The organism is Brucella oryzae, assembly GCF_041929965.1.
Classification (GTDB): Bacteria; Pseudomonadota; Alphaproteobacteria; order Rhizobiales; family Rhizobiaceae; genus Brucella; species Brucella oryzae.
In genome coordinates, this window is the sequence record NZ_JBHEEO010000001.1 from 95,673 (window position 1) to 117,571 (window position 21,899).

Here is a 21,899-nt window from a genome sequence, read left to right on the forward strand (position 1 = left end):
AATCAAGAAACAAGGGGACGTTCATGGCCGAAGCGGGATTCCTTAGCTTGACGCTCATGGGAGCGTTCATCTTCGGCTATTTTCTTGGCTCCATTCCGTTTGGTTTGATCCTGACCCGGTTCGCCGGGTTGGGTGACGTCCGGTCCATCGGCTCGGGCAATATTGGCGCAACGAATGTGCTGCGCACCGGCAACAAGAAGCTCGCCGCAGCAACGCTGATTTTTGACATGCTCAAAGGCACTGTCGCCGTTCTCGTCGCTTCACGCTACGGGCCGGATGCCGCCATTGGCGCTGGTTTCGGGGCCTTCATCGGTCACCTCTTTCCGGTATGGATCGGTTTCAAGGGCGGCAAGGGAGTTGCCACCTATCTGGGCGTTCTTATCGGTCTTGCATGGCCCGGTGCGCTGGTCTTCGCTGCCGTCTGGATCGTAACAGCACTCCTGACGCGTTATTCTTCCCTTGCAGCACTTATCGCCAGCATCGTTGTTCCCATCGCGCTTTATTCGAGAAGCTATTCCGCGATCGCAATTCTCTTTGCGATCATGACGGTCATTGTTATCTTCAAACATAAGGCGAATATTTCGCGCCTTTTGAACGGTACCGAGAGCAAGATCGGAGCCAAGGGATGAAGGAAAGCGCGAATTCGAAAACTGGAATTCGCCTCTCCGATCGCCAGCGGCTCAACTGGCTGCGTCTCATCCGAACCGACCATATCGGCCCTGTTACGTTTCGCGATCTGATTCTGTTTTGCGGCTCAGCCTCAAACGCGATTGAAATGCTGCCCGATCTCAATATCAGAGGCGGCAGCGCCCGCCCGATCCGCGTCATGTCCATGGACGATGCTGAGCGCGAGCTTGAAACAATTGAGCGCGCAGGTGCCCGCCTGGTCGGAATGGGCGAGCCGGATTATCCCCAGCAGCTCAAGAATTGCGAGGCCCCGCCCCCCTTGGTCACGATCAAGGGAAGTGCCGCCGTTTTCAGAAAGCCGCCCGTTGCCATTGTGGGCTCGCGCAACGCTTCTGTGATCGGCGCGCGTTTTACCGAACGTCTGTCGCATGATCTTGGTGAAGCCGGATTTGCTGTTATTTCGGGGCTTGCCCGCGGTATTGATGCAGCTGCACACCGCGCAAGCATGAAAACAGGCACGGTAGCAGTACTTGCAGGCGGACTGGATCGTCCCTACCCGCCCGAAAACCTGCCCCTCTATCGTACCATACCGGAACAAGGCGGCGCGCTTATAAGCGAAATGCCGATGGGCGCAGAGCCGCGCTCACGTGATTTTCCGCGCCGCAATCGCATTATTGCGGGCTTGTCGCTGGGGCTGATCGTCGTTGAAGCTGCTGAGCGCTCCGGCTCGCTCATCAGTGCGCGTATGGCCGGCGACATGGGACGCACCGTGTTCGCCGTTCCAGGCTCTCCGCTTGATCCTCGTGCTCGTGGCACAAACCTGCTTCTGAAACAAGGTGCGACACTGGTTACAGAAGCAAACGACGTTATCGAAGCACTTCGGCCACTAGCCGGTTCAAATGCCTATCAGACGGATATAACGGTACAGCCTGATCTTTTATCGCCCGCAATGGAAGAACCGGAATCATTTCAACCAATAGCAACGGAGGAGCAGCGGGATATTGTCATCAATGCTCTAGGTCCTGTGCCGACCGACATCGACACACTTGTTCGCCATACAGGTATGGACACCGGAGCAATTCAGCTTATTTTGCTGGAATTGGACCTGGCTGGACGACTCCATCGATATGCCGGCAATCAGGTCGCTTTGGCCCCTCCAGAATAGCCCCAGTTGGATTCAGTCTGAAGCGCCCTGAGCCTCAACGAGACGGCCGCCCCATATAGCCAATCACACATAAACTTGCAGTCTCCTCCGTATCTATGTCCTCGTGATATAAACTGATTTTCTCACGCCCCTCGCAATCACTGGTTACGCACAGCTTAAAGGCTATCTTAAGTTGTATTTCGTGATTTTTGTCGTCCTGCTCTTGACCAAACGCCGCCTGCTGTTCATGTGAAGGCAACGAATTTCACGCGGAGAGGAGGTATTTTATCTCCATGGGGCGCGAATCTGGGCTGCTTTAAATGAACGTCGTCGTTGTCGAATCGCCTGCCAAGGCTAAAACCATCAATAAATATCTAGGCTCGAACTATAAGGTTCTGGCCTCGTTCGGTCATGTGCGAGACCTGCCAGCTAAAGATGGCTCGGTCCGTCCTGACGAAGACTTCGCAATGTCATGGGAGGTGGATAGCAATTCCTCCAAACGTCTTGCTGATATAGTCAAAGCGCTGAAAGACAGTGACGGCATCATTCTCGCGACCGACCCGGATCGCGAAGGAGAAGCCATCTCGTGGCATGTGCTTGAAGTGCTCAATCAGAAAAAGGCGCTCAAGGGCAAGACAGTCAAGCGGGTGGCTTTCAATGCCATCACGAAAAAGGCGGTTCTGGATGCCATCGCCAATCCGCGTGACATTGATGAACCGTTGGTTGACGCTTATCTGGCACGTCGTGCGCTGGATTATCTCGTCGGCTTTACGCTTTCGCCCGTTCTGTGGCGTAAACTGCCGGGCGCGCGTTCGGCTGGCCGGGTTCAATCGGTAGCGCTGCGTCTTGTCGCGGATCGCGAATCCGAGATCGAACGCTTCATCCGTGAGGAATACTGGAACATTGCTGCGTTATTGAAAACACTGCGCAATGACAGTTTCACCGCACGCCTCACTGCCGTTGACGGCAAGAAACTTGGCAAGCTCGACATCAAGAATGGCGAACAGGCAACAGCCATTCGCACTATGCTGGAAGGTGCAAGCTTCAAGGCTCTTTCCGTCGAAGCGAAGCCGACCAAGCGTAATCCAGGACCGCCATTCACCACCTCAACCTTGCAGCAAGCTGCGTCCGGCCAGCTCGGTTTCTCCGCATCGCGTACCATGCAAGTGGCACAGCGGCTTTATGAAGGTGTCGACGTTGGGGGCGAGACTGCCGGTCTGATCACCTATATGCGTACCGACGGGGTGCAGATGGCCCCAGAAGCGATCAACGCCGCCCGCGACGCCATCGGCAAAAGCTTCGGCGCAATATATGTGCCGGAAAAGCCGCGTTATTATTCCAGCAAGGCCAAGAATGCTCAGGAAGCGCACGAAGCCATTCGCCCCACGGATTTCTCGCGTCACCCGAAGGACGTACGCCGCTATCTCGATGAGGATCAGGCCCGACTCTATGAACTAATCTGGAAGCGAGCCATCGCCAGCCAGATGCAAGCCGCCGATATCGAACGCACCACTGTGGACATCGAGGCGGTCAATGGCGCGCGCTCAGCCATGCTGCGCGCCAACGGCTCGGTAACGAAGTTTGACGGCTTCCTCGCCGCCTATATGGATCACCGCGAGGAAGAGGACGACGACGAGGACAGCGCGAAGCTGCCGGAAATCCGTTCTGGTGAAGCCCTGGCGCGTGAGAAGATCGATGCGACCCAGCATTCGACCGAACCGCCGCCGCGCTATTCGGAAGCTTCGCTCATCAAGAAGATGGAAGAACTCGGCATCGGTCGTCCCTCGACCTATGCGGCAACGCTCGCCACGCTGCGCGACCGTGAATATATCACCATCGACAAGCGCAAGCTTATTCCCGAACCCAAGGGCCGCCTGGTTACAGCCTTCCTCGAAAGCTTCTTCGAGCGCTATGTGGAATATGATTTCACAGCCGATCTTGAGGAAAAGCTCGATCTCATTTCCGACGGCAAGCTTTCCTGGAAAGATGTTCTGCGCGATTTCTGGCGCGACTTCTCCGGTAATGTCGATGACATCAAGGAACTGCGCGTCACCAATGTTCTCGATGCCCTGAACGAAGAGCTGGCGCCACTGGTGTTCCCGGCCCGCGAAGATGGTAGCGACCCGCGTTCATGCCCCACTTGCGGCACAGGAATGCTGTCCTTGAAGCTTGGCAAGTACGGCGCATTCGTCGGCTGTTCCAACTATCCCGAATGCAAATATACGCGCCAGCTGGGCGGCGACGCCAATGGTGAAGCCGCAGCGGCAGACGAGCCCAAGTCGCTCGGCAAGGACCCGTTCACCGGCGAGGAAATCACCGCGCGGACCGGCCGTTTCGGCCCCTATCTCCAGCGCGGCGAAGGCAAGGAAGCAAAGCGCGCCAGCCTGCCAAAAGGCTGGACCGTCGACGCGCTCGACCATGAGAAAGCCGTTGCACTTCTGTCCCTGCCGCGCGACATCGGCCAGCACCCGGAAACCGGCAAGATGATTGCTGCCGGTATCGGTCGCTATGGGCCTTATGTCAGCCATGACGGCACTTTCGCCAATCTGGAGAATGCGGAAGAGGTATTCTCTGTCGGTCTTAATCGCGCCGTGTCCGTTCTGGCCGATAAACAGTCGAAGGGCGGCGGTCGCGGTCGTTCCACACCGACGGCGCTGGCGACGCTGGGCGACCATCCCGATGGCGGTGCGATAACCGTCCGCGACGGCCGCTACGGGCCTTATGTCAATTGGGGCAAGGTCAATGCTACCTTGCCGAAGGGCAAGGATCCGGCAAGCGTCACACTGGAAGAAGCACTGGCACTGATTACGGAAAAGGCCGGTTCTTCCAAGAGCAAGAAAGCCCCTGCCCGCAAGGCTTCGGCCAGCACTGCAAAAAAAGCTGCTGCAAAGAAGCCAGCCGCGAAAAAGGCACCAGCAAAGGCCAAGTCGAAAGCCAAATCCAAGGCCGAGGCGGTAGAGGAGTAGCAATTGGCACGCCGTTTTTCCAAATCCGATACCGGCCGATCCGCGCGGACCGAACGGCGTGCAGCCAAAGCAAAATCCATTGATGGAAGAAGCGATCCCAATGCGTTCCTGCCAACCCGTGAAGAGGTTCTCAAATATATCGAGGAGAACCCTGATCGTGCAGGCAAGCGTGAACTGGCGAAAGCATTCAACATCAAGGGTGATGCGCGGGTCTATTTGAAAGATCTACTGCGCGAGCTTTCTGACGAGGGCCTGGTTGAAAAACGCGCCCGTAAACTATCGCGCCCCGGCGCCCTTCCTGCCGTCACCGTGCTTGACATTACCGGGCGCGACGAAGACGGCGGTTTGCTGGCGCGCCCGTCGGAATGGGATGAAGCCAATTATGGCAAGCCGCCCATCGTCCTGATCCGCCGCACCCGGCTGAACAAGGCCTCCGAAGGCGGTCCGGCTGTCGGCGTCGGCGACCGTGTTCTGGCAAAAATTTTCCGCAATGAAGATCGCGACGGTGCGGACTATACCGCCCGCGTGATGAAGCGTCTCGAACACCGCACGAATGCGGTGCTGGGCATTGTACGCAAGCTTGGAAATGGCGAATGGCGTCTGGACCCGGTAAGCCGGAAGCAGCCGGAAGTTCAGCTTGATCCGGCACAGCTTGAAAATGCCGAGGCTGGCGATCTTGTCGAAGTGGACCTCATTTCCTCGCGGCGTCAAGGATTGCCGCGCGGCAAGGTGCGACAGGTGGTCGGATCGATCGACAGCGAAAAAGCCCTGTCGATGATTGCCATTCACGAGCATGAGATTCCGCATGTTTTCCCTGCTGAGGCACTCAGCGAGGCAGAAGCCGCGCAAGCCGCGACGATGGAAGGCTGCGAAGACTGGCGCGATGTTCCGCTTCTGACCATTGATCCGGCTGACGCCAAGGATCACGACGATGCGGTTTACGCCGAACCGGACAAAGACCCGGAGAATCCCGGCGGACAGATCGTCATCGTGGCTATCGCGGACGTTGCGGCCTATGTCCGCCCTGATTCAGCTCTTGACCGTGAAGCGCAGAAGCGCGGCAATTCGGTCTACTTCCCGGATCGCGTCGTACCGATGCTTCCCGAGCGGATTTCAAACAATCTCTGCTCGCTGCGCGAATTGGAAGATCGTCCTGCCCTTGCCGTCCGTATGGTTTTTGCAGCCGACGGACGCAAGAAATCGCACAAATTCCATCGCATCATGATGAAATCGGCGGCGAAACTTAGCTATTCGCAGGCACAGGCTGCCATTGATGGTGCGCCGGACGACAAGACCGCACCCATTCTTGACAGCATTTTGAAGCCGCTTTGGAACGCCTATGCCGTGTTGAAGCGGGGCCGCGATGCCCGCGAACCGCTGGAACTCGACCTGCCCGAAAAGAAAATCCTGCTCACGCCCGATGGCAAGGTCGACAAGGTGATCGTTCCAGAACGGCTCGATGCCCACAAGCTCATCGAAGAGTTCATGATTCAGGCCAATGTCGCCGCCGCCGAAACCCTCGAAGGGCGACACCAGCCGCTGATTTTCCGCATTCACGATGCGCCAGCGCTTGCCAAGCAGGAAACATTGCGGGAATTCCTGCGCACGCTTGATCTCAGTCTCGCCAAAGGCGCTGAACTGCAACCAGCACAGTTCAACCGGATTCTGGAGACTGTGGAAGGCACGGATCATCAGGAACTGGTCAATCAGGTTGTGCTGCGCACACAAAGTCAGGCGGAATATAGCCCCGACAACATCGGACATTTCGGTCTGCATCTGCGCCGTTATGCGCATTTCACTTCGCCGATCCGCCGTTACGCCGATCTGATTGTTCACCGTGCTCTGATAAAGGCCCTGAGCCTGGGAAATGACGGACTGACGACGGAGGAAGAAGCGAATCTCGAAGAAATCTCCGCGCTTATCTCTTCTACGGAGCGTCGCGCCATGTTGGCAGAACGGGAAACCGTGGACCGTCTTATCGCGCATTTTCTCGCCGCGCACCTTGGTGATGAATATGAGGGGCGCATTACTGGCGTCACGCGGGCGGGCCTTTTCGTGAATCTTGCGACATATGGCGCGGATGGGCTGGTACCCATTTCAACTTTGGGTCATGAATACTATTTATATGACGAAGCGAACCATGCCATCGCTGGGGAACGGAGCGGTAAAGGCTTCCGACTCGGTGATACAGTGACGGTTCGGCTTGTGGAAGCGCTCCCCGTTGCGGGCGCGCTTCGTTTTGAGATGGTTTCGGAACCGCATCCATTGCCGATGTCGACCCGTTCACATCATAAGGCGAGCCGGACGATGCGTGGGCGAAGGGGTAAACCCGCGGGTATTCCGCGTCAGAAGAGAAGAGGTCGCTGATGAGCACGCTAGAGGCCAATTCCGCGCAAAATGTGCAGGTTTTCGGTAGCGAAAATCCGAAAGTTGCCCACCCGAAGCGCCCGTTGGGCGAAGCTATGTGGCGTGGCTTTCGCGGACGTTGCCCGCATTGCGGTGAAGGAAAGCTTTTCCGGTCGTTTGTGAAGCCAGTAGCACAGTGTTCCGTGTGTGACGAAGACTACACTGAACAACGTGCCGACGATCTTCCTGCATATCTTACCATTCTGATCGTGGGGCACGTAGTCGTTGGCGCCTTCATGGGCGTGGAAGCAACCACCAATCTGCCACTCTGGGCTCATATGGCGATCTGGGGACCGCTGACTGTGATTATGTCGCTGTTGCTTCTTCAACCTATGAAGGGCGCGACTATCGGCCTGCAATGGGCGCTCTACATGCATGGTTTCGGGGAGAAAGGCGAAGGTGAATATAGCGACGTGACCTGAAGGTCACCATGACTGCCATGATTCAGCTTCCCTCCTCTTCAGTCAAAGCTTCTAAAGCTTTGCGGCCACGTGATGCAGCATCCCTGTTGCTTGTCGACAGGTCGGGTAGCAAGCCGCGTATCCTCATGGGCAGACGCCACGCCAGCCTTGCTTTCATGCCGGGAAAGTTCGTTTTTCCCGGCGGTCGGGCAGACCCGATTGATGGTACGATAGCTGCTTCAGCTGAACTCTATGACAGTGATGTTGTCAAATTACTAGCGGGCATGGGCTCTCGCGCATCACTGCGCCGCGCCCGTGCACTCGGTCTTTGCGCTATTCGAGAAACCTTTGAAGAGACGGGACTTCGCATCGGACAAACAGCTTCTGTACCTATTGCCTCGCCCCTGCATCACGACTGGTCGGCATTCCTTGACAGTGGCCTCGTGCCAGCGCTGAATAGTCTGCGCTATTTTGCACGTGCCGTAACCCCGCCGGACAATGTTCGTCGTTTCGATACCCGTTTTTTTATCGCATTCCGAGATCATATACCGGAACTGGGCCAGCAGCCACTCGTTCCCAGCGGTGAATTGGAGAATCTGGACTGGGTTTCCATCGACCAAATCGATAAACTCGACGTCGCCCACATTACCCAGGCGATCCTGAAAGAAGCCCGCGTGCTTCTCATGGACACCGAAGCTGAACTGCCTGCTACCTTACCGGTGGTGCAATATAGCAAGCGGTACGGCCGCTTTGTTCGCGAAGTGATCTGAACCTGATGAATAAAGAAATTCACTGCGCCGATCTTGTCCCGCAGGAACCAGGCGGCGGGCCAGCGGAGGGCCAGATGCACTGGCGTTCGCTTGCTGCAGCTATCGCCACAATCAGCGCGGTCGGCGCGGCGATTGGCCTGGGCATCCCGCTTTTAAGCGTTCTTCTGGAAAGTCGTGGACACTCCGCGAGCTTGATCGGTGCCAATACCGCCGTCGCAGGCTTGGCATCCATCGTAGCGGCTCCTCTTGCGGCACCAATCGCTGCACGATTGGGGGTGGTCAAAGCCATCTTCCTTATGCTTATCATTGGAAGTGGAGCTTTTCTCGGCTTTCACTTCTTCCAGCCTCTATGGGCGTGGTTTACGCTCCGCATCGTTCTACATTTTGCGCTGACCGTGCTTTTCGTGCTGTCAGAATACTGGATCAATGCCTCCGCACCGCCTGAAAAGCGCGGACTGGTGCTTGGAATCTATTCCACATCCCTTTCGCTAGGCTTTGCACTCGGACCTTGGCTATTCTCGAAGATCGGAAGCACCGGCGGCCTGCCTTTTTATGTCGGCTTCATCATCATTATGATCGCCCTCATACCGGTTGCATTTGCATGGCGGGACAGTCCTGACTTCGAGGAAGGCGAACATGTCCCCTTTCTCCCTTTTATCTTTGCCGTTCCAACCGCGACCATGGCCGTTTTCGTTTTCGGCGCTGTGGAAACCGGCGGCTTTGCCCTCTTTCCGGTCTTCGGTGCGCGCATCGGTTATCCTGAAGCCGACGCCGCCCTGTTGCTTACAATGATCGGCCTCGGCAATGTCCTGATGCAGATTCCATTAGGCCTCGTCAGCGATCGCATTTCAGATCGCCGCAAACTTTTGCTCTTCTGCGCCACAACGGGCCTGATCGGTATGATCGCCCTGCCCTACCTCATGCAGCACTGGTATCTCATGGCAGGTATCCTGTTCCTGTGGGGAGGCGTAGTAGCTGGACTCTATACGATTGGTCTTGCACATCTCGGATCGGAGCTGACCGGCCGTGAGCTTGCATCCGCCAATGCCGCCTTTGTGTTCTGCTATGCAATCGGTATGCTTGCAGGACCGCAGGCCGTCGGCGTCGGCATGGACATGTTGGGGCCAAAAGGATTCCCGATGACTCTCGGTGTGTTTTTTGCGGCATATGCACTCTTTGCGGCAGGAAGGCTGCTTTTGCGGAAGAAGCGGGCTTGACTTTTCGCCGCCAATACGTAGTGTCGCGCCAAATTTCCGCTGCCGGATGAGATTACCGGAATCGCTGGAGGTTTCCATCCATTGAGCATGATCCCGAAGATTGGGAACCGATTTTCGGCAAGGTCATGCTCCGGCAAAGATACAGAGCAGGTAATTCGATATGGCCAAGGCTACGACGATCAAGATCAAGCTTTTGTCGACCGCTGACACCGGCTTCTTCTACGTAACAAAGAAGAACAGCCGCACGATGACGGAAAAGATGACAAAGACCAAGTACGACCCGATTGCGCGCAAGCACGTCGAGTTCAAGGAAACGAAGATCAAGTAATTCGTTTCCAGTCGTCATCGACAAGACGATTGAAATAAAAAGCCGTCTCATGAGAGACGGTTCAGACTGCTGACAAACCTCCGGCAGGGTCAAAATGACCTCAGATTCACGGAACGTCCCAGATTCAGAACGTGAACAAATCGGAATCAAAACCCCTCGTTTTTGACTGCTTCCAAAAATCGAGGGGTTTGTAATCAATCTGAGCCGTCTCATGAGAGACGGCTTTTTTTGTTTCCAACCTTCGTTCAATCTTCAGGCAGCTGACGAGACGATACGGTTACGCCCACCTTTCTTCGCTTGATAAAGCGCAGCATCCGTTCGGGAGAAAAGCGCGTCGGCACTGTCTCCTACCAATCTCAGGCCAGCGACACCCATACTAATGGTTAGACTGACCCTATGCTTGCCGTTGGAGACAGCAAAGGGTGTGTCCGAAACGGCGATGCGGATTCGCTCAGCAACAGCCTTCGCAGCTTCCACATCGCTATCCGGGAGCACTACGACGAATTCCTCTCCGCCATAACGGCACATGAGATCCATCCCTCGAATATTCTTGCGCAGACGCATCGCAAACTCACGAAGAACATCATCACCGGCATCGTGCCCATATTGGTCATTGATCTGTTTGAAGTGATCAAAGTCGAGCATGATAACGGACAACGGTCTCTCGCGCCCCATGGCGCGTGTCAGCAGGACAGGCATATGCGTATCGAGATAGCGGCGGTTGTGCAGCCCCGTGAGACTGTCCGTCACCGCCATCGTGATCGTGCGGTTGAGGCTCTGCCGCAACAGATCATTGTAGCACTTCCGTTTGATCTGGGTTCGCAGGCGCGCGAACAGCTCCAGTTTCTCAAGCGGGCGCATCAGATAGTCATTTACGCCAAGCTCCAGCGCGCGCACCACGATCGCTCCCTCATCTTCCCGTACAACAAGGATGATCGGTACCAGCCTTGTGCGCTCTATGGTCCGCAACTGCGAACAAAGACGAAGCGGATCATAATAAGTAAAATTGGTTGAAACGACGATACTGTCGTAATCCGTATCTATCGACCGGATCAAAGCCGTATTGGCATCGCTTGCCACGTCGACACGATAGGTCTCTCCAAGAATGAGACGAAGGCGTGCAGCCGCCAGTTCATCCTCATCCACGATGAGAATTCGGGCGACCTCATCCTTGTCAGCATAGTTACCGCCCATTTTACTTGCCAGCAGCGTTTCCACCTCTGCATCGGCAACTGTGCCCGTTCGTTGGAAAAGCTCATCAGAGACCAGTTTCAGCCGCGCCAGGCTCTTCACACGCGACAATAGCTGAAGATCGCTGACAGGCTTCGACAAAAAGTCGTCGGCACCCGCTTCAAGGCCGCGAATCTTGTCCTCGGCACTATCAAGCGACGTCACCATGACAACAGGAATATTGGACGTGCGCGGATCGTCTTTCAATCGACGACATACTTCAAAACCGTCCATTTCCGGCATCAATACGTCGAGAAGCACGACGTCGATTTGCCCACCCAGGCAAATCTCTATGGCATCCGGCCCGTTAAAAACCGTAACAACTTCATAATATTCAGAGAGCAGCCTTGCCTCGAGGAGCTTCACGTTGGAATCCACATCGTCAACGACGAGAATTCGTGCTGTCATGATGCCCCTCGCCCTATTTTCCGCTAAGCGTCGCCCAGATAGGATTTAATTGTTTCTATGAAGCGCGGCACCGATATCGGCTTGGATATATAAGCTTCACAGCCTCCCTGCCGAATACGTTCCTCGTCCCCCTTCATGGCAAATGCCGTTACAGCAATAACTGGAATATGCCGCAAGTCGTCGTCGTCCTTCAGCCATTTGGTAACTTCCAACCCCGACACCTCAGGTAGCTGTATGTCCATAAGAATCAGGTCAGGCCGATGCTCGCGCGCGAGGTCCAGTGCCTCAAGCCCGTTTCTCGTCCTGATGGTCTCATATCCGCTAGCTTCGATGAGATCGCGAAACAACTTCATATTCAGTTCGTTGTCTTCGACAATCATTACGCTTTTCGGCATCGAAAATTCCTTGGTCTTATTCCCTGTAGCAATCCGGCATTCGCTCGATTTTCTTCTCTACCTGAAGGGTCCCACTTTTTAGACTGCGAATAGTCTAACCTCATTTCGTTGATGAAAGGCAAATAATTCCATTGTTCCTCGACAAGTCGATCGTTACACATTCGGCGATGCAATGAAAAAGGCGGAGACACCACATGAGAGCGCTAATGAGCCAAGCAGATGCAGAAGCAATCGCTATTGAGGCGTTGGCATGGCTGGCGCAGGACAAAGATCTGCTGCCTCGCTTTCTCTCACTCACAGGCATAGAGGCCACGTCAATCCGACAGGCCGCATTAGAACCCGGTTTTCTTGCCGGTGTGTTACAGTTTTTTCTGGCACATGAGCCCACATTGCTGCGCTACTGTGAGGAGGCTGGTCGTGATCCAGCAACAATCGAGAAAGCCCCGTCATATTTGCCTGGCGGGCTGCATCAGCATCTTTAATGAAAATCTCAATTTACAAATTAAAAGCCCGGCAAAGCCGGGCCTTTTGGTAATTATTCAGCAGCAGGATTTGCCGCAGAAACCTCGGCTTCATTCGAAACAGACAGAACGTTCAACTCATGCGGTTTACCGTCGCGCGCCGTCCAGGAGATCGACTGGCCGGGCGTAAGGCCAATCAGAGCGGTGCCGATAGGCGTGAGAATTGAGATTTTTCCTTGTGCAATATCTGCCTCGCCAGGGTACACCAGCGTCACCCGGCGTTCTTGCCCATCATTGGAACGAAACTCAACCGCAGACCCCATCTGAATCACGTTCTGCGGCAACCGCTTTGCAGGAACGACTTTCGCGCGGTCGAGTTCAACCATCAATTCCTCGGCGATCTCCTCGAGACGTTCCGAAACATTGGTGGCCAGCCCCATCAAGCGTTCATAGTCGATTTCGCTGACAACAATATTGGGCTTCTTGCGATTTTTTCCGCTCATGGCGAGTGCTCACTGCTGTTAAAAGATAATAGTCTCCATGCTTTTGGGGCACGAAGCTGTTCAGATTGATTTTGGTGAAAGCGCTTATTTGAAATCCGCTATTGAACAAGCGGCGTACCGTCCCCCGGAGTCCCCCTGCGCTAGGCAGAACTCGAGGGTAGCTATCCCGTGATCGGATGGACCCGATGGAGTATGGATGCAAAACGGTTATTCATGATGCTAAACTTGGTGATATTCCCGCCAATGTCAAGTGTAAGACCAACTGATATCGTATATTCATGTGGCACTCCGACCTTTCGATGCTATAAATCGATGTTCCTTTTATGTTCATCATACGGTTCATCCTCATGGTTGACACAACTGCACCCAACAGGCCGGAAAAAGGCGTGTGCCGCGATTGCCTTTCGCCGCAGAAATCGGACACGGTCAGGCGATGTCATGCGTGTGGCAGTCCTCGACTTCTACGTCATAAAGAACTTTATAGATTATCTCTGGCCCATATAGATTGCGACGCCTTTTACGCTTCTGTCGAAAAGCGGGACAATCCAGAATTTCAAGACAAGCCGCTCATCATCGGTGGTGGGAAACGCGGTGTTGTTTCAACTGCCTGCTACCTTGCTCGTATTCACGGCGTACGATCCGCCATGCCGATGTTCAAGGCGCTTGAAGCGTGTCCAAATGCTGTTGTAGTCAAGCCTAACATGGAGAAATACGTTCGCGTTGGTCGCGAAATACGGCAGATGATGCGCGATCTGACACCGTTGGTCGAACCTCTGTCAATCGATGAAGCTTTTCTGGATCTGAGCGGTACAGAACGCTTGCATAAGGCGCCACCTGCCATCGTTCTTGCCCGCTTTGCCAAGCGAGTAGAAGACGAAGTTGGAATCTCGGCATCTATAGGGCTCTCCTATTGCAAGTTTCTCGCCAAGGTTGCATCAGATATAGAAAAGCCGCGCGGATTTTCCATCATCGGCAAAGCAGAAGCACTGGCCTTTTTGCGGGGCCGACCGGTCAGCACGATCTGGGGCGTCGGCAAAGCCTTTGCAGCCAAGCTGGAGAGCGACGGCATTCGTTTTATTGGCCAGCTGCAGGCGATGGAAGAAGGAGCGCTCATGAAGGCCTATGGCACTATGGGCCAGCGTCTTTATCGTTTGTCCCGGGGCCTGGACAGTCGCAGGGTCGAGCCAGACCATGGCATGAAAAGCGTTTCAGCAGAGACGACATTCAATAACGACCTGTCGGACGCAAACGATCTTGTTCCGATCCTTCGCGCGCTCGCCGAAAAAGTCTCGCGACGACTTAAAGCAGGTAAATTAGCCGGGCGCACTGTGGTTCTGAAGCTAAAAACCCACGATTTTAAATCACGGACGCGCAATCGACAGCTATCCGATCCGACCCAGCTTGCGGATAGAATATTCCGCCAAGGATTACAACTTCTTGAGAGGGAACTGGATGGAACACGGTTTCGACTGCTAGGAATTGGCGTTAGCGAACTGTCCTCAAGTGAATGCGCCGACCCGCCCGATCTTGTCGATACCCAAGCAACCAAACGTGCCGTGGCCGAAAATGCCGTAGACCGATTGAGAAACAAGTTTGGATTAAGTGCTGTCGAAACAGGCTACACTTTCTCGAGAGGCAATCTGGCTCACCCTCAAACGCCGTCTGATCGAGATGAGCAGCCCTGAAACTAGAGGATGCGAATAAACCTCTGTAGAAATTTTCTACATTTGCCTCTAACGGCTTGACGAGGCCGATCTCTATCAATATTGGAACGGACCAAGGTGCTGCTAACTGATTTGGCAACAGCTGTACGGATGGCCTCGTGGCGGAGTGGTTACGCAGAGGACTGCAAATCCTTGCACCCCGGTTCGATTCCGGGCGAGGCCTCCAACATTTATCCTAATATATTCAATGAGTTATGCGGCTTAGCGCCAGTATTGGATCCGCTAGCCTTGCCGCATCATGCTGCAAATTAATTCCCATAAATTACAAAGGGTTACAAAAAAGTCTGGCAAATCCGTGCGACATGCTTGACTCTGTTTGTCTTGCGAACAAAATGAGAACATCGGAAGGCGGATCAATGACATCACAGACATGCTTGGTGGCGTGTATCGAAACGTCCCGGCAGGAGTCTTCTGTACGTACTTCAAGGTAAGACCCATGTGTACCTTCCCGTGTACCGCGTTATGTACTGGAAGGAAACCCTAGGCATTGAAAACATTGAGAAATAAGCACTTTCCGAATGGAAGTGGCTCCCCGGGCCGGATTCGAACCAGCGACCAACCGGTTAACAGCCGGTTGCTCTACCGCTGAGCTACCGGGGAACAGGTGCTCGCTGCGTCAGCGAGGTGGCGTATAGCAAAAGGATTTCAGGTTTGCAAAGGGCTAAATCCATTTTTTTTCATCTTTTTGCATTATGCCCTGGAAACCCTATATTCCATAGGACGTTTTCCTCCTGTGAATTGTAACACATCAGCCTAAGAGATACGCCTGTGAGTGATCAATACGCCGAAACGCCTCGAAAAAAAGCCATTGTGATTCTCGGTAGGCGAATCCCTATGCCGCAATCAGTCGTGATGCGCCGCATGCTTGGTGGTTCGCTCGTTGTCGGCGGTTCGCTCGGCTTTCTCCCGATTCTAGGTTTTTGGATGCTGCCACTTGGATTCATCGTCCTTTCTCATGATTCTCATCGCGTCCGTCGCTGGCGTCGTAAAAGCGAAATTCACATTTGGCGCAAATGGTTCAAACGGAAATCAACGGACACTTAAGCGGTTACCGAGTTCCCTTAAACAACCCCATGTCGCCACGACAGCAATCAACAACCCTTGGAGCATCCGCCTCATAGCAGAACGACGCCCCAACCATTGACATTGAGGAAGCCCTTAAAGCTCTATTTACGCAGCTCGCCAGGTGTCATCTGGCGGTGTTTTCGTAGAGCGGTTGTTAAATGGCTCTGGCTTGAAAAGTTCAACAGACGCGCAATCTCGCTTATTGGCATGGAAGTCTCTTTGAGACACCGCTGAGCCTCATCAAGCCTCAGTCCCAGCAGATACTGATGAGGTGTCTGTCCAAAACTGGCTCGAAAACAAGTTGAGAAATGTCCTGCTGATATTCCTAAAAATGATGCCATATCAGGAACCGAGAGAGACTTACGAAAATTCTGGTTGAGATATATTTCGATCTGCTGGCACGCCAGCTTGCTTAACCCAGCTTTATTCTCGATTAAAACGTGATCGCTCAGCACGCTACGCGCTATCGTGTGCATGAGAACCAAGCTGAGAGCATTCAGATAGGATTTGTTGTACCCGTCCCGCTGGAAAACTTCGTCCCAAATCATATGGGATATTGGTAAACACTCTTTGCATGACGATCTTAAAACGCTCCTATTCTCCTCAACTCTTCTGAAGATTGAACTTTCAAGAAGTACGTCCTGCAAAACGCGCCCATCAAGGTGCCCGATTATTATTTCCACTGACGCGGACCAGTTGATTGATAAATCCGTCGAAGCTGGAATGATGAAAACGGTTCCGGCTGAACAGCTGGGTGCCTCATCCCATGGCGCAGAAGAATACCACCTTAGATTGCGAACCTGCTGTCGCAAGATGATAAACATCGTCTCATTTCCACGATAAGTCGTCAGTCCAAGTTGGGTAACACTACATCTCAAACCACTCCTCGTCACGCTCACCTGCGCGCCCATATCGGCCCTCCTCTCAAATTCTTGGTTGGCTGAAATAATCGGGCGAAAATCAATCTCTAAGCTCATTATCACCTCAATAAAACCACTCGAAAACAGAAAATACAAAGTTGCAGCCCATCTAAAATTTTTGCGATCCCCCTTGGCCATTCACTTATTTAGAAACAACACAAATCAAGATTTAGCACCGCCATCATAATACAATTTAAGGGTGTATTCTTGTTTTGCAATCAGAATCTTGAGCCGCAAGATAATTCCCCCCTTATGCAAATGAATTCCAATCGCACTTGCTCTTAAACGATCAATCAGTTATGCGATTGCAAATTATTTGCAACAAGGATTAGGGTATGCAGCATTCTGTTTTGCGATCAATAACTCTGGGTCTCGTGACTGGAACTTTCCTTTGGACAGGCGTCAGCGCCGCATTCGCGGAGAAATTCAAGGTAGTCACAACGTTTACCGTTATCGCAGATATTGCGAAGAATGTTGCTGGTGATGCCGCAACGGTTGAGTCCATCACGAAGCCAGGCGCTGAGATTCACAATTACCAGCCGACTCCTGGAGACCTGATCAAAGCGCAAGGTGCCAAGCTGGTTCTCTGGAACGGCCTTGGTCTGGAACTATGGTTCGAAAAATTCTTTTCACGCCTAAAAGATGTTCCGAGTGCAGTGGTCTCTAACGGCGTTGAGCCAATCGACATCAGCGAAGGGCCTTATAGCGGCAAGCCCAATCCGCACGCATGGATGTCGCCCAATGCGGCCTTGATCTATGTCAACAATATCCGTGATGCCTTTGTTAAAAACGACCCTGCAAACGCTGATAACTACACGGCAAATGCCGAAGCTTATAAGGCGAAGATTAAGGCCACGATCGATCCTATTCGATCCGAACTGGCGGCTATTCCGGAAAATAAGCGCTGGCTTGTTTCCAGTGAAGGCGCATTCTCCTATCTCGCGCGGGATTTCGGTTTGAAGGAGCTTTATCTCTGGCCAATCAATGCCGACCAGCAGGGCACCCCTCAGCAGGTGCGAAAGGTGATCGATGCAGTACGTGAAAACAGCATTATGGCAGTCTTCTCGGAGAGCACCGTCTCCCCCGCTCCCGCCGAGCAAGTCGCCCGCGAAACCGGCGCAAAATATGCGGGCGTTCTCTATGTCGATTCCCTTTCAGAACCAGACGGGCCCGTGCCGACCTATATCGATCTCTTAAAGGTCACCTCGGATACGATTGCGGAAGGCCTCAAGCAATGAATGCCCCCATAGACCTTCATGGAAATACCTTCACCACGCTGGATAAAACCGCAGTCGACGGTATCAATGTGAGGGAGGCGACCGTCACATACCGCAACGGTCATATGGCACTGCACAATGCAAGTTTCACAATTCCAACCGGAACGATTACAGCACTCGTTGGCATCAACGGATCCGGCAAGTCGACCCTGTTCAAGGCGATCATGGGATTTGTGAAACTCGCAAAGGGTGAAATATCCATTCTCGGAATGCCGGTAGGAACTGCGCTCAAGAAGAACCTTGTGGCTTATGTCCCACAAAGTGAGGACGTCGACTGGAACTTCCCGGTTCTCGTCGAAGATGTCGTCATGATGGGCCGCTACGGCCATATGGGCATTATGCGTATTCCGCGGCGCGCCGATAAGGAAGCCGTAGACAAAGCGCTCGCCCGTGTGAATATGCTCGAGTTTCGCCATCGCCAGATCGGTGAGCTTTCGGGTGGACAAAAGAAACGGGTATTCCTTGCGCGAGCGCTCGCGCAAGACGGTCGCGTCATTCTTCTGGACGAACCCTTCACCGGTGTAGATGTGAAGACCGAAGAAGCGATCATCACCCTCCTTCGCAGTTTGCGAGATGAGGGGCGCGTGATGCTGGTTTCGACCCACAATCTCGGCAGTGTTCCTGAATTCTGCGACCGAACAGTGTTGTTGAAACGCACGGTTCTTGACTATGGACTGACCCCCGAAGTGTTCACGCAGGCAAATCTCGAAAAAACTTTCGGCGGCGTGCTGCGTCATCTCGTGCTCGGGGAGACTGACTGTTCAGGTCGAGCTGCAGTCAGCGTTATAACCGACGACGAACGCCCGTTTGTTGTTTATGAAAACGAGGACCCTGCCCCCCGCAAACGGAGCCAGGAACAATGACCTTACTGCTTGAGCCATTCAGTTACAGCTACATGCTGAACGCGATGTGGGTTTCGGCATTAGTTGGCGGTGTCTGCGCCTTTCTTTCCGCTTATCTCATGCTGAAAGGTTGGTCGCTCATCGGCGACGCGCTTTCACATTCCATCGTTCCTGGTGTCGCGGGCGCTTATATGCTCGGCTTGCCTTTTTCCATCGGTGCGTTCTTTTCAGGCGGCCTGGCCGCAGCGGCCATGCTTTTTCTCAACCAGCGCACAAAGCTGAAGGAAGATGCAATCATCGGCCTGATTTTCTCGTCGTTCTTTGGGCTTGGCCTCTTCATGATCTCACTGAAGCCGACGGCTGTCAGCATTCAAACCATCGTTCTTGGTAATATTCTCGCCATCACGCCGGAGGACACACTACAGCTGGCAATTATCGGCTTCGTGTCGCTGTCGCTGCTTCTTTTGAAGTGGAAAGACCTGATGGTGGTGTTTTTCGATGAGAACCATGCGCGTTCGATTGGTCTCAAGCCCAATCTGTTAAAAATCATGTTCTTCACATTGCTGTCGGCATCGACTGTCGCTGCCATGCAGACGGTCGGAGCCTTTCTCGTCATCTGCATGGTCGTAACGCCCGGTGCAACCGCATATCTGCTGACGGATCGGTTTTCGCGACTGCTCTGGATTGCTGTCACGATCGGCTCCATCACAAGCTTCATTGGAGCCTATGTGAGCTATTTTCTGGACGGTGCGACCGGCGGCATCATCGTGGTTCTCCAGACGCTGGTTTTCCTCAGTGTATTCTTAGCTGCTCCAAAACACGGACTGCTGGCTGCACGCCGTAAGGCAGCAGTCGCTCTTAGGGAGGTTCAGCAATGACCATTCTTGAAATGTTGACTTCCCCTTTTCAGTTCGAGTTCATGCGCTATGCACTGGCCATTTCCGTACTCATCGCGATCCCGACAGCACTGTTGTCATGCTTTCTTGTCCTCAAGGGCTGGTCATTGATGGGCGACGCGATCAGCCATGCCGTTCTCCCAGGAGTAGTTGTCGCCTACATCATCGGAATACCGTTCGGCATCGGAGCATTTGTGGCAGGCATGGCCTGTGCTCTTGCAACCGGCTACCTCACCGAAAACAGCCGTATCAAGCAGGATACGGTGATGGGCATAGTATTCTCCGGCATGTTCGGCCTCGGTCTGGTTCTTTATGTTGCGATCCGCTCGACAGTACATCTCGATCATATCCTGTTCGGCGACATGCTCGGTATAACATTGTCCGATCTGATCGAAACGGCCATTATCGCCACACTGACCGCCGGCATTCTTGTCGTCAAATGGCGCGACTTCCTGCTGCACGCTTTCGATCCGGCACAAGCCAGAGCGGTCGGCCTACCGGTCCGTCTTCTGCATTACGGTTTGCTTTGTCTGATTTCGCTGACGATTGTCGGCGTTCTGAAAGCCGTAGGTATCATCTTGGCCATCGCCATGTTGATTGCGCCAGGTGCAATTGCATTTCTGCTCACGCGTAAGTTTGGCACCATGATGCTGCTTGCCGTGACAATTGCAGTCAGCGCATCTTTCTTTGGTGTCTACCTGTCTTTTTTCATCGACAGCGCACCCGCTCCAACAATCGTTCTGCTGATGACTGTTATGTTCTTCGCCGCGTTCATCTACTCTTCCCGGCAAAATGCCAAATTCGAAGAGCGCGCAGAAGAAGTTTGACTGACGACTGATAACAAGCCGGTTCCTGTACACTCTCCGTCAGACCTGCTTGCGTGCGACGTGGACAGCTTTGCAAAGCTGTCCACGTCTTCGTCTTTACGTCATACAGCTGTTATGAAATCTCGTTAAATAGCCTTCAAATGACGTTCCATAATGGAACTCAAGACAGTTTCTCCCGCGCAATTTCAATTTTGCGGCTTGTCGAGGTTGTTTAAAGATGCTTCAATCCGATTTGCACGGCTGTGCAGAAAAAATAAAATCAGCCGGCGATCCTGGGGAGGAGACGCCTATGCCAGCGTTTTTGGAGGTGGCGGACACGCGCGTTCGCTATGGGAATAATGAAGTTCTCAAAGGAGTGAACCTATCCGTCGGGAAAGGCGAGTTCGTTGCGCTTCTCGGCTCCTCCGGTTGCGGTAAAACAACATTGCTGCGCGCGATTGCGGGCTTCAACATGCCATCCGGCGGTGCAATCCGGGTAGACGGCAGAGATGTCACCAAACTGCCTCCTGACAAACGCGGCATGGCACTTGTCTTTCAGTCTTACGCACTCTGGCCGCATATGACTGTTGCGCAGAACATGGGTTATGGCCTGCGTATTCGCGGCGCCGCGAAGGAGACCATCAAACAAAAGGTCGAAGAAGTTGCTCGCTTGCTGGGGCTGGACTCTTTACTAGAGCGCAAACCCATCGCGCTTTCCGGCGGACAGCGCCAGCGTGTCGCACTTGGGCGCGCCCTCGCTATTCAGCCCGACATCCTGCTTCTCGATGAGCCACTCTCCAATCTCGATGCGCGCATCAGACTATCGGTTCGTCATGAGATCAGCGCCTTGCAGCGCCGTCTTGGCATTACTGCGGTTCATGTAACGCATGATCGGGAAGAAGCCATGGTCATGGCCGACCGCATCGTCATCCTCAATAATGGTGAAATCGCCCAGGCCGGCGCTCCGGAAGAGGTCTACAATCACCCCGCTTCGGATTTCGTCGCGGCATTTATGGGCGCTGAAAATCTGATCGAAGTACCGATCCAAATCAAGGCTGATCGCATAGAGATCGCGGCAGGCGCTGATAACAAAGCCAGCACCATTTCGGCAGACCGTCGAAATCTGTCCGACGGCTTGGCATCGGCGCGCTTCCGCAGCGAGGCAGCCCGTCTCACCAAGCCAGGAGCTGATCATAACTCCCCAGCGTCCGAATTAGCTCTCAACGGCACGGTCGAGCAAACCAGTTATCCCGGCGGCCTTTGGAGGCATATGATCCGCGTTGGGGATAGACACATCATGGTCGACGCTCAGGAAAGCCACCAGCCCGGAGCCAATGTAGAAATCCGCATACCCGAGCATGCCTTGTTTCTATTCGACAAATAGTCAGGCGCCGTCGGCTTTTTCGTGAATGCATTGATCATGCATCATTGAGTTGAGGAGGCCAGAGAATGGAATACAGTATTTGGTTAAATCACAAAATGCACAGCTGTGCACATTATGCCCGATCTCTGC

20 protein-coding genes and 2 tRNA genes are annotated in these 21,899 nt (G+C 53.7%); 17 read left to right on the forward strand and 5 right to left on the reverse strand.

The features are described from left to right. Nucleotides 1–23: 23 nt before the first annotated feature. The 8 genes from plsY to rpmG all read left to right on the forward strand — a co-directional run bounded on the left by plsY (nucleotide 24) and on the right by rpmG (nucleotide 9,859). Entirely contained in the window at nucleotides 24–629 is a 606-nt protein-coding gene (plsY, locus tag JNC70_RS00455; protein WP_104756961.1) for a glycerol-3-phosphate 1-O-acyltransferase PlsY, read from the forward strand. Next, nucleotides 626–1,792, forward strand: coding sequence for a DNA-processing protein DprA (gene dprA, locus JNC70_RS00460; protein WP_104756960.1), 1,167 nt, complete (start codon nucleotides 626–628; stop codon nucleotides 1,790–1,792). The genes plsY and dprA overlap by 4 nt, the downstream gene beginning before the upstream one ends. Before the next feature lie 299 nt (nucleotides 1,793–2,091). Next, the gene (gene topA, locus JNC70_RS00465; protein ID WP_104756958.1) at nucleotides 2,092–4,737 is read left to right on the forward strand and encodes a type I DNA topoisomerase; all 2,646 of its coding nucleotides are present in this window, start codon (nucleotides 2,092–2,094) and stop codon (nucleotides 4,735–4,737) included. A gap of 3 nt (nucleotides 4,738–4,740) precedes the next feature. Further along, nucleotides 4,741–7,104 (forward strand): ribonuclease R, encoded by a 2,364-nt coding sequence (rnr, locus tag JNC70_RS00470; protein WP_104756957.1) that lies wholly within the window; start codon nucleotides 4,741–4,743, stop codon nucleotides 7,102–7,104. Continuing rightward, nucleotides 7,104–7,565: a DUF983 domain-containing protein gene (locus JNC70_RS00475; protein ID WP_104756956.1), complete on the forward strand. Its 462-nt coding sequence runs from the start codon at nucleotides 7,104–7,106 to the stop codon at nucleotides 7,563–7,565. The genes rnr and JNC70_RS00475 overlap by 1 nt, the downstream gene beginning before the upstream one ends. 8 nt (nucleotides 7,566–7,573) lie before the next feature. Further along, complete coding sequence (locus tag JNC70_RS00480) at nucleotides 7,574–8,314, forward strand: NUDIX hydrolase (RefSeq protein ID WP_104756955.1); 741 nt, start codon at nucleotides 7,574–7,576, stop codon at nucleotides 8,312–8,314. A 74-nt stretch (nucleotides 8,315–8,388) separates the two neighbouring features. Further along, entirely contained in the window at nucleotides 8,389–9,531 is a 1,143-nt protein-coding gene (locus JNC70_RS00485; RefSeq protein ID WP_104756987.1) for an MFS transporter, read from the forward strand. Between the two features lie 160 nt (nucleotides 9,532–9,691). After that, nucleotides 9,692–9,859: a 50S ribosomal protein L33 gene (rpmG, locus tag JNC70_RS00490; protein ID WP_002966024.1), complete on the forward strand. Its 168-nt coding sequence runs from the start codon at nucleotides 9,692–9,694 to the stop codon at nucleotides 9,857–9,859. Nucleotides 9,860–10,111: 252 nt separating this feature from the next. Here the strand turns inward: rpmG and JNC70_RS00495 are convergent, their stop codons facing one another. Both JNC70_RS00495 and JNC70_RS00500 read right to left on the reverse strand, forming a co-directional pair. After that, a complete protein-coding gene (locus JNC70_RS00495) occupies nucleotides 10,112–11,497 on the reverse strand; it encodes a PleD family two-component system response regulator (protein WP_104756954.1) in 1,386 nt (461 codons plus the stop codon). 23 nt (nucleotides 11,498–11,520) lie between these two features. Continuing rightward, nucleotides 11,521–11,892 carry a response regulator gene (locus JNC70_RS00500; RefSeq protein WP_104756953.1) on the reverse strand — a complete coding sequence of 124 codons (372 nt, stop codon included), beginning with the start codon at nucleotides 11,890–11,892 and terminating at the stop codon, nucleotides 11,521–11,523. A 194-nt stretch (nucleotides 11,893–12,086) separates the two neighbouring features. Here JNC70_RS00500 and JNC70_RS00505 point away from each other — a divergent pair, with 194 nt between their 5' ends. Then, complete coding sequence (locus JNC70_RS00505; protein WP_104756952.1) at nucleotides 12,087–12,374, forward strand: DUF3572 domain-containing protein; 288 nt, start codon at nucleotides 12,087–12,089, stop codon at nucleotides 12,372–12,374. Between the two features lie 53 nt (nucleotides 12,375–12,427). On the opposite strand, the gene rnk is transcribed toward JNC70_RS00505, so the two are convergent. Beyond that, on the reverse strand, nucleotides 12,428–12,856 hold the full coding sequence (gene rnk / locus JNC70_RS00510; RefSeq protein WP_104756951.1) for a nucleoside diphosphate kinase regulator: 429 nt from the start codon (nucleotides 12,854–12,856) through the stop codon (nucleotides 12,428–12,430). A 347-nt stretch (nucleotides 12,857–13,203) separates the two neighbouring features. Between rnk and JNC70_RS00515 the strand changes: the two genes are divergently transcribed. Together JNC70_RS00515 and JNC70_RS00520 are read left to right on the forward strand one after the other, a co-directional pair. Beyond that, a complete protein-coding gene (locus JNC70_RS00515; protein ID WP_104756986.1) occupies nucleotides 13,204–14,541 on the forward strand; it encodes a DNA polymerase IV in 1,338 nt (445 codons plus the stop codon). A 131-nt stretch (nucleotides 14,542–14,672) separates the two neighbouring features. Next, nucleotides 14,673–14,746 (forward strand) — tRNA-Cys (locus JNC70_RS00520). Between the two features lie 359 nt (nucleotides 14,747–15,105). On the opposite strand, the gene JNC70_RS00525 is transcribed toward JNC70_RS00520, so the two are convergent. After that, a tRNA-Asn gene (locus tag JNC70_RS00525) sits at nucleotides 15,106–15,180 on the reverse strand. 234 nt (nucleotides 15,181–15,414) lie between these two features. Between JNC70_RS00525 and JNC70_RS00530 the strand changes: the two genes are divergently transcribed. Continuing rightward, nucleotides 15,415–15,624 (forward strand): hypothetical protein, encoded by a 210-nt coding sequence (locus tag JNC70_RS00530; protein WP_249126780.1) that lies wholly within the window; start codon nucleotides 15,415–15,417, stop codon nucleotides 15,622–15,624. A 122-nt stretch (nucleotides 15,625–15,746) separates the two neighbouring features. Here JNC70_RS00530 and JNC70_RS00535 read toward each other — a convergent pair whose 3' ends face one another. Next, complete coding sequence (locus tag JNC70_RS00535) at nucleotides 15,747–16,703, reverse strand: helix-turn-helix transcriptional regulator (protein ID WP_245414830.1); 957 nt, start codon at nucleotides 16,701–16,703, stop codon at nucleotides 15,747–15,749. A 197-nt stretch (nucleotides 16,704–16,900) separates the two neighbouring features. On the opposite strand from JNC70_RS00535, the gene JNC70_RS00540 reads away from it, so the two are divergent. The 5 genes from JNC70_RS00540 to JNC70_RS00560 all read left to right on the forward strand — a co-directional run bounded on the left by JNC70_RS00540 (nucleotide 16,901) and on the right by JNC70_RS00560 (nucleotide 21,770). Further along, entirely contained in the window at nucleotides 16,901–17,803 is a 903-nt protein-coding gene (locus tag JNC70_RS00540; RefSeq protein ID WP_104757551.1) for a metal ABC transporter substrate-binding protein, read from the forward strand. Further along, nucleotides 17,800–18,705: a manganese/iron ABC transporter ATP-binding protein gene (locus tag JNC70_RS00545; protein WP_280952389.1), complete on the forward strand. Its 906-nt coding sequence runs from the start codon at nucleotides 17,800–17,802 to the stop codon at nucleotides 18,703–18,705. The genes JNC70_RS00540 and JNC70_RS00545 overlap by 4 nt, the downstream gene beginning before the upstream one ends. Beyond that, entirely contained in the window at nucleotides 18,702–19,562 is an 861-nt protein-coding gene (locus JNC70_RS00550; protein WP_104757550.1) for a metal ABC transporter permease, read from the forward strand. Before JNC70_RS00545 ends, JNC70_RS00550 begins: the two co-directional genes overlap by 4 nt. Beyond that, nucleotides 19,559–20,407 carry a metal ABC transporter permease gene (locus JNC70_RS00555; protein WP_104757549.1) on the forward strand — a complete coding sequence of 283 codons (849 nt, stop codon included), beginning with the start codon at nucleotides 19,559–19,561 and terminating at the stop codon, nucleotides 20,405–20,407. Before JNC70_RS00550 ends, JNC70_RS00555 begins: the two co-directional genes overlap by 4 nt. Nucleotides 20,408–20,696: 289 nt before the next feature. Continuing rightward, entirely contained in the window at nucleotides 20,697–21,770 is a 1,074-nt protein-coding gene (locus JNC70_RS00560) for an ABC transporter ATP-binding protein (RefSeq protein ID WP_104754939.1), read from the forward strand. The last annotated feature ends 129 nt before the right edge of the window (nucleotides 21,771–21,899 follow it).

Coding starts and splice junctions, on each gene's coding strand:
- plsY (WP_104756961.1), top strand. CDS start 24: ATGGCCGAAGCGGGATTCCTTAGCTTGACGCTCATGGGAGCGTTCATC.
- dprA (WP_104756960.1), top strand. CDS start 626: ATGAAGGAAAGCGCGAATTCGAAAACTGGAATTCGCCTCTCCGATCGC.
- topA (WP_104756958.1), top strand. CDS start 2,092: ATGAACGTCGTCGTTGTCGAATCGCCTGCCAAGGCTAAAACCATCAAT.
- JNC70_RS00475 (WP_104756956.1), top strand. CDS start 7,104: ATGAGCACGCTAGAGGCCAATTCCGCGCAAAATGTGCAGGTTTTCGGT.
- JNC70_RS00480 (WP_104756955.1), top strand. CDS start 7,574: ATGACTGCCATGATTCAGCTTCCCTCCTCTTCAGTCAAAGCTTCTAAA.
- JNC70_RS00485 (WP_104756987.1), top strand. CDS start 8,389: ATGCACTGGCGTTCGCTTGCTGCAGCTATCGCCACAATCAGCGCGGTC.
- rpmG (WP_002966024.1), top strand. CDS start 9,692: ATGGCCAAGGCTACGACGATCAAGATCAAGCTTTTGTCGACCGCTGAC.
- JNC70_RS00495 (WP_104756954.1), bottom strand. CDS start 11,497: ATGACAGCACGAATTCTCGTCGTTGACGATGTGGATTCCAACGTGAAG.
- JNC70_RS00500 (WP_104756953.1), bottom strand. CDS start 11,892: ATGCCGAAAAGCGTAATGATTGTCGAAGACAACGAACTGAATATGAAG.
- JNC70_RS00505 (WP_104756952.1), top strand. CDS start 12,087: ATGAGAGCGCTAATGAGCCAAGCAGATGCAGAAGCAATCGCTATTGAG.
- rnk (WP_104756951.1), bottom strand. CDS start 12,856: ATGAGCGGAAAAAATCGCAAGAAGCCCAATATTGTTGTCAGCGAAATC.
- JNC70_RS00515 (WP_104756986.1), top strand. CDS start 13,204: ATGGTTGACACAACTGCACCCAACAGGCCGGAAAAAGGCGTGTGCCGC.
- JNC70_RS00530 (WP_249126780.1), top strand. CDS start 15,415: ATGCCGCAATCAGTCGTGATGCGCCGCATGCTTGGTGGTTCGCTCGTT.
- JNC70_RS00535 (WP_245414830.1), bottom strand. CDS start 16,703: ATGGCCAAGGGGGATCGCAAAAATTTTAGATGGGCTGCAACTTTGTAT.
- JNC70_RS00540 (WP_104757551.1), top strand. CDS start 16,901: ATGCAGCATTCTGTTTTGCGATCAATAACTCTGGGTCTCGTGACTGGA.
- JNC70_RS00545 (WP_280952389.1), top strand. CDS start 17,800: ATGAATGCCCCCATAGACCTTCATGGAAATACCTTCACCACGCTGGAT.
- JNC70_RS00550 (WP_104757550.1), top strand. CDS start 18,702: ATGACCTTACTGCTTGAGCCATTCAGTTACAGCTACATGCTGAACGCG.
- JNC70_RS00555 (WP_104757549.1), top strand. CDS start 19,559: ATGACCATTCTTGAAATGTTGACTTCCCCTTTTCAGTTCGAGTTCATG.
- JNC70_RS00560 (WP_104754939.1), top strand. CDS start 20,697: ATGCCAGCGTTTTTGGAGGTGGCGGACACGCGCGTTCGCTATGGGAAT.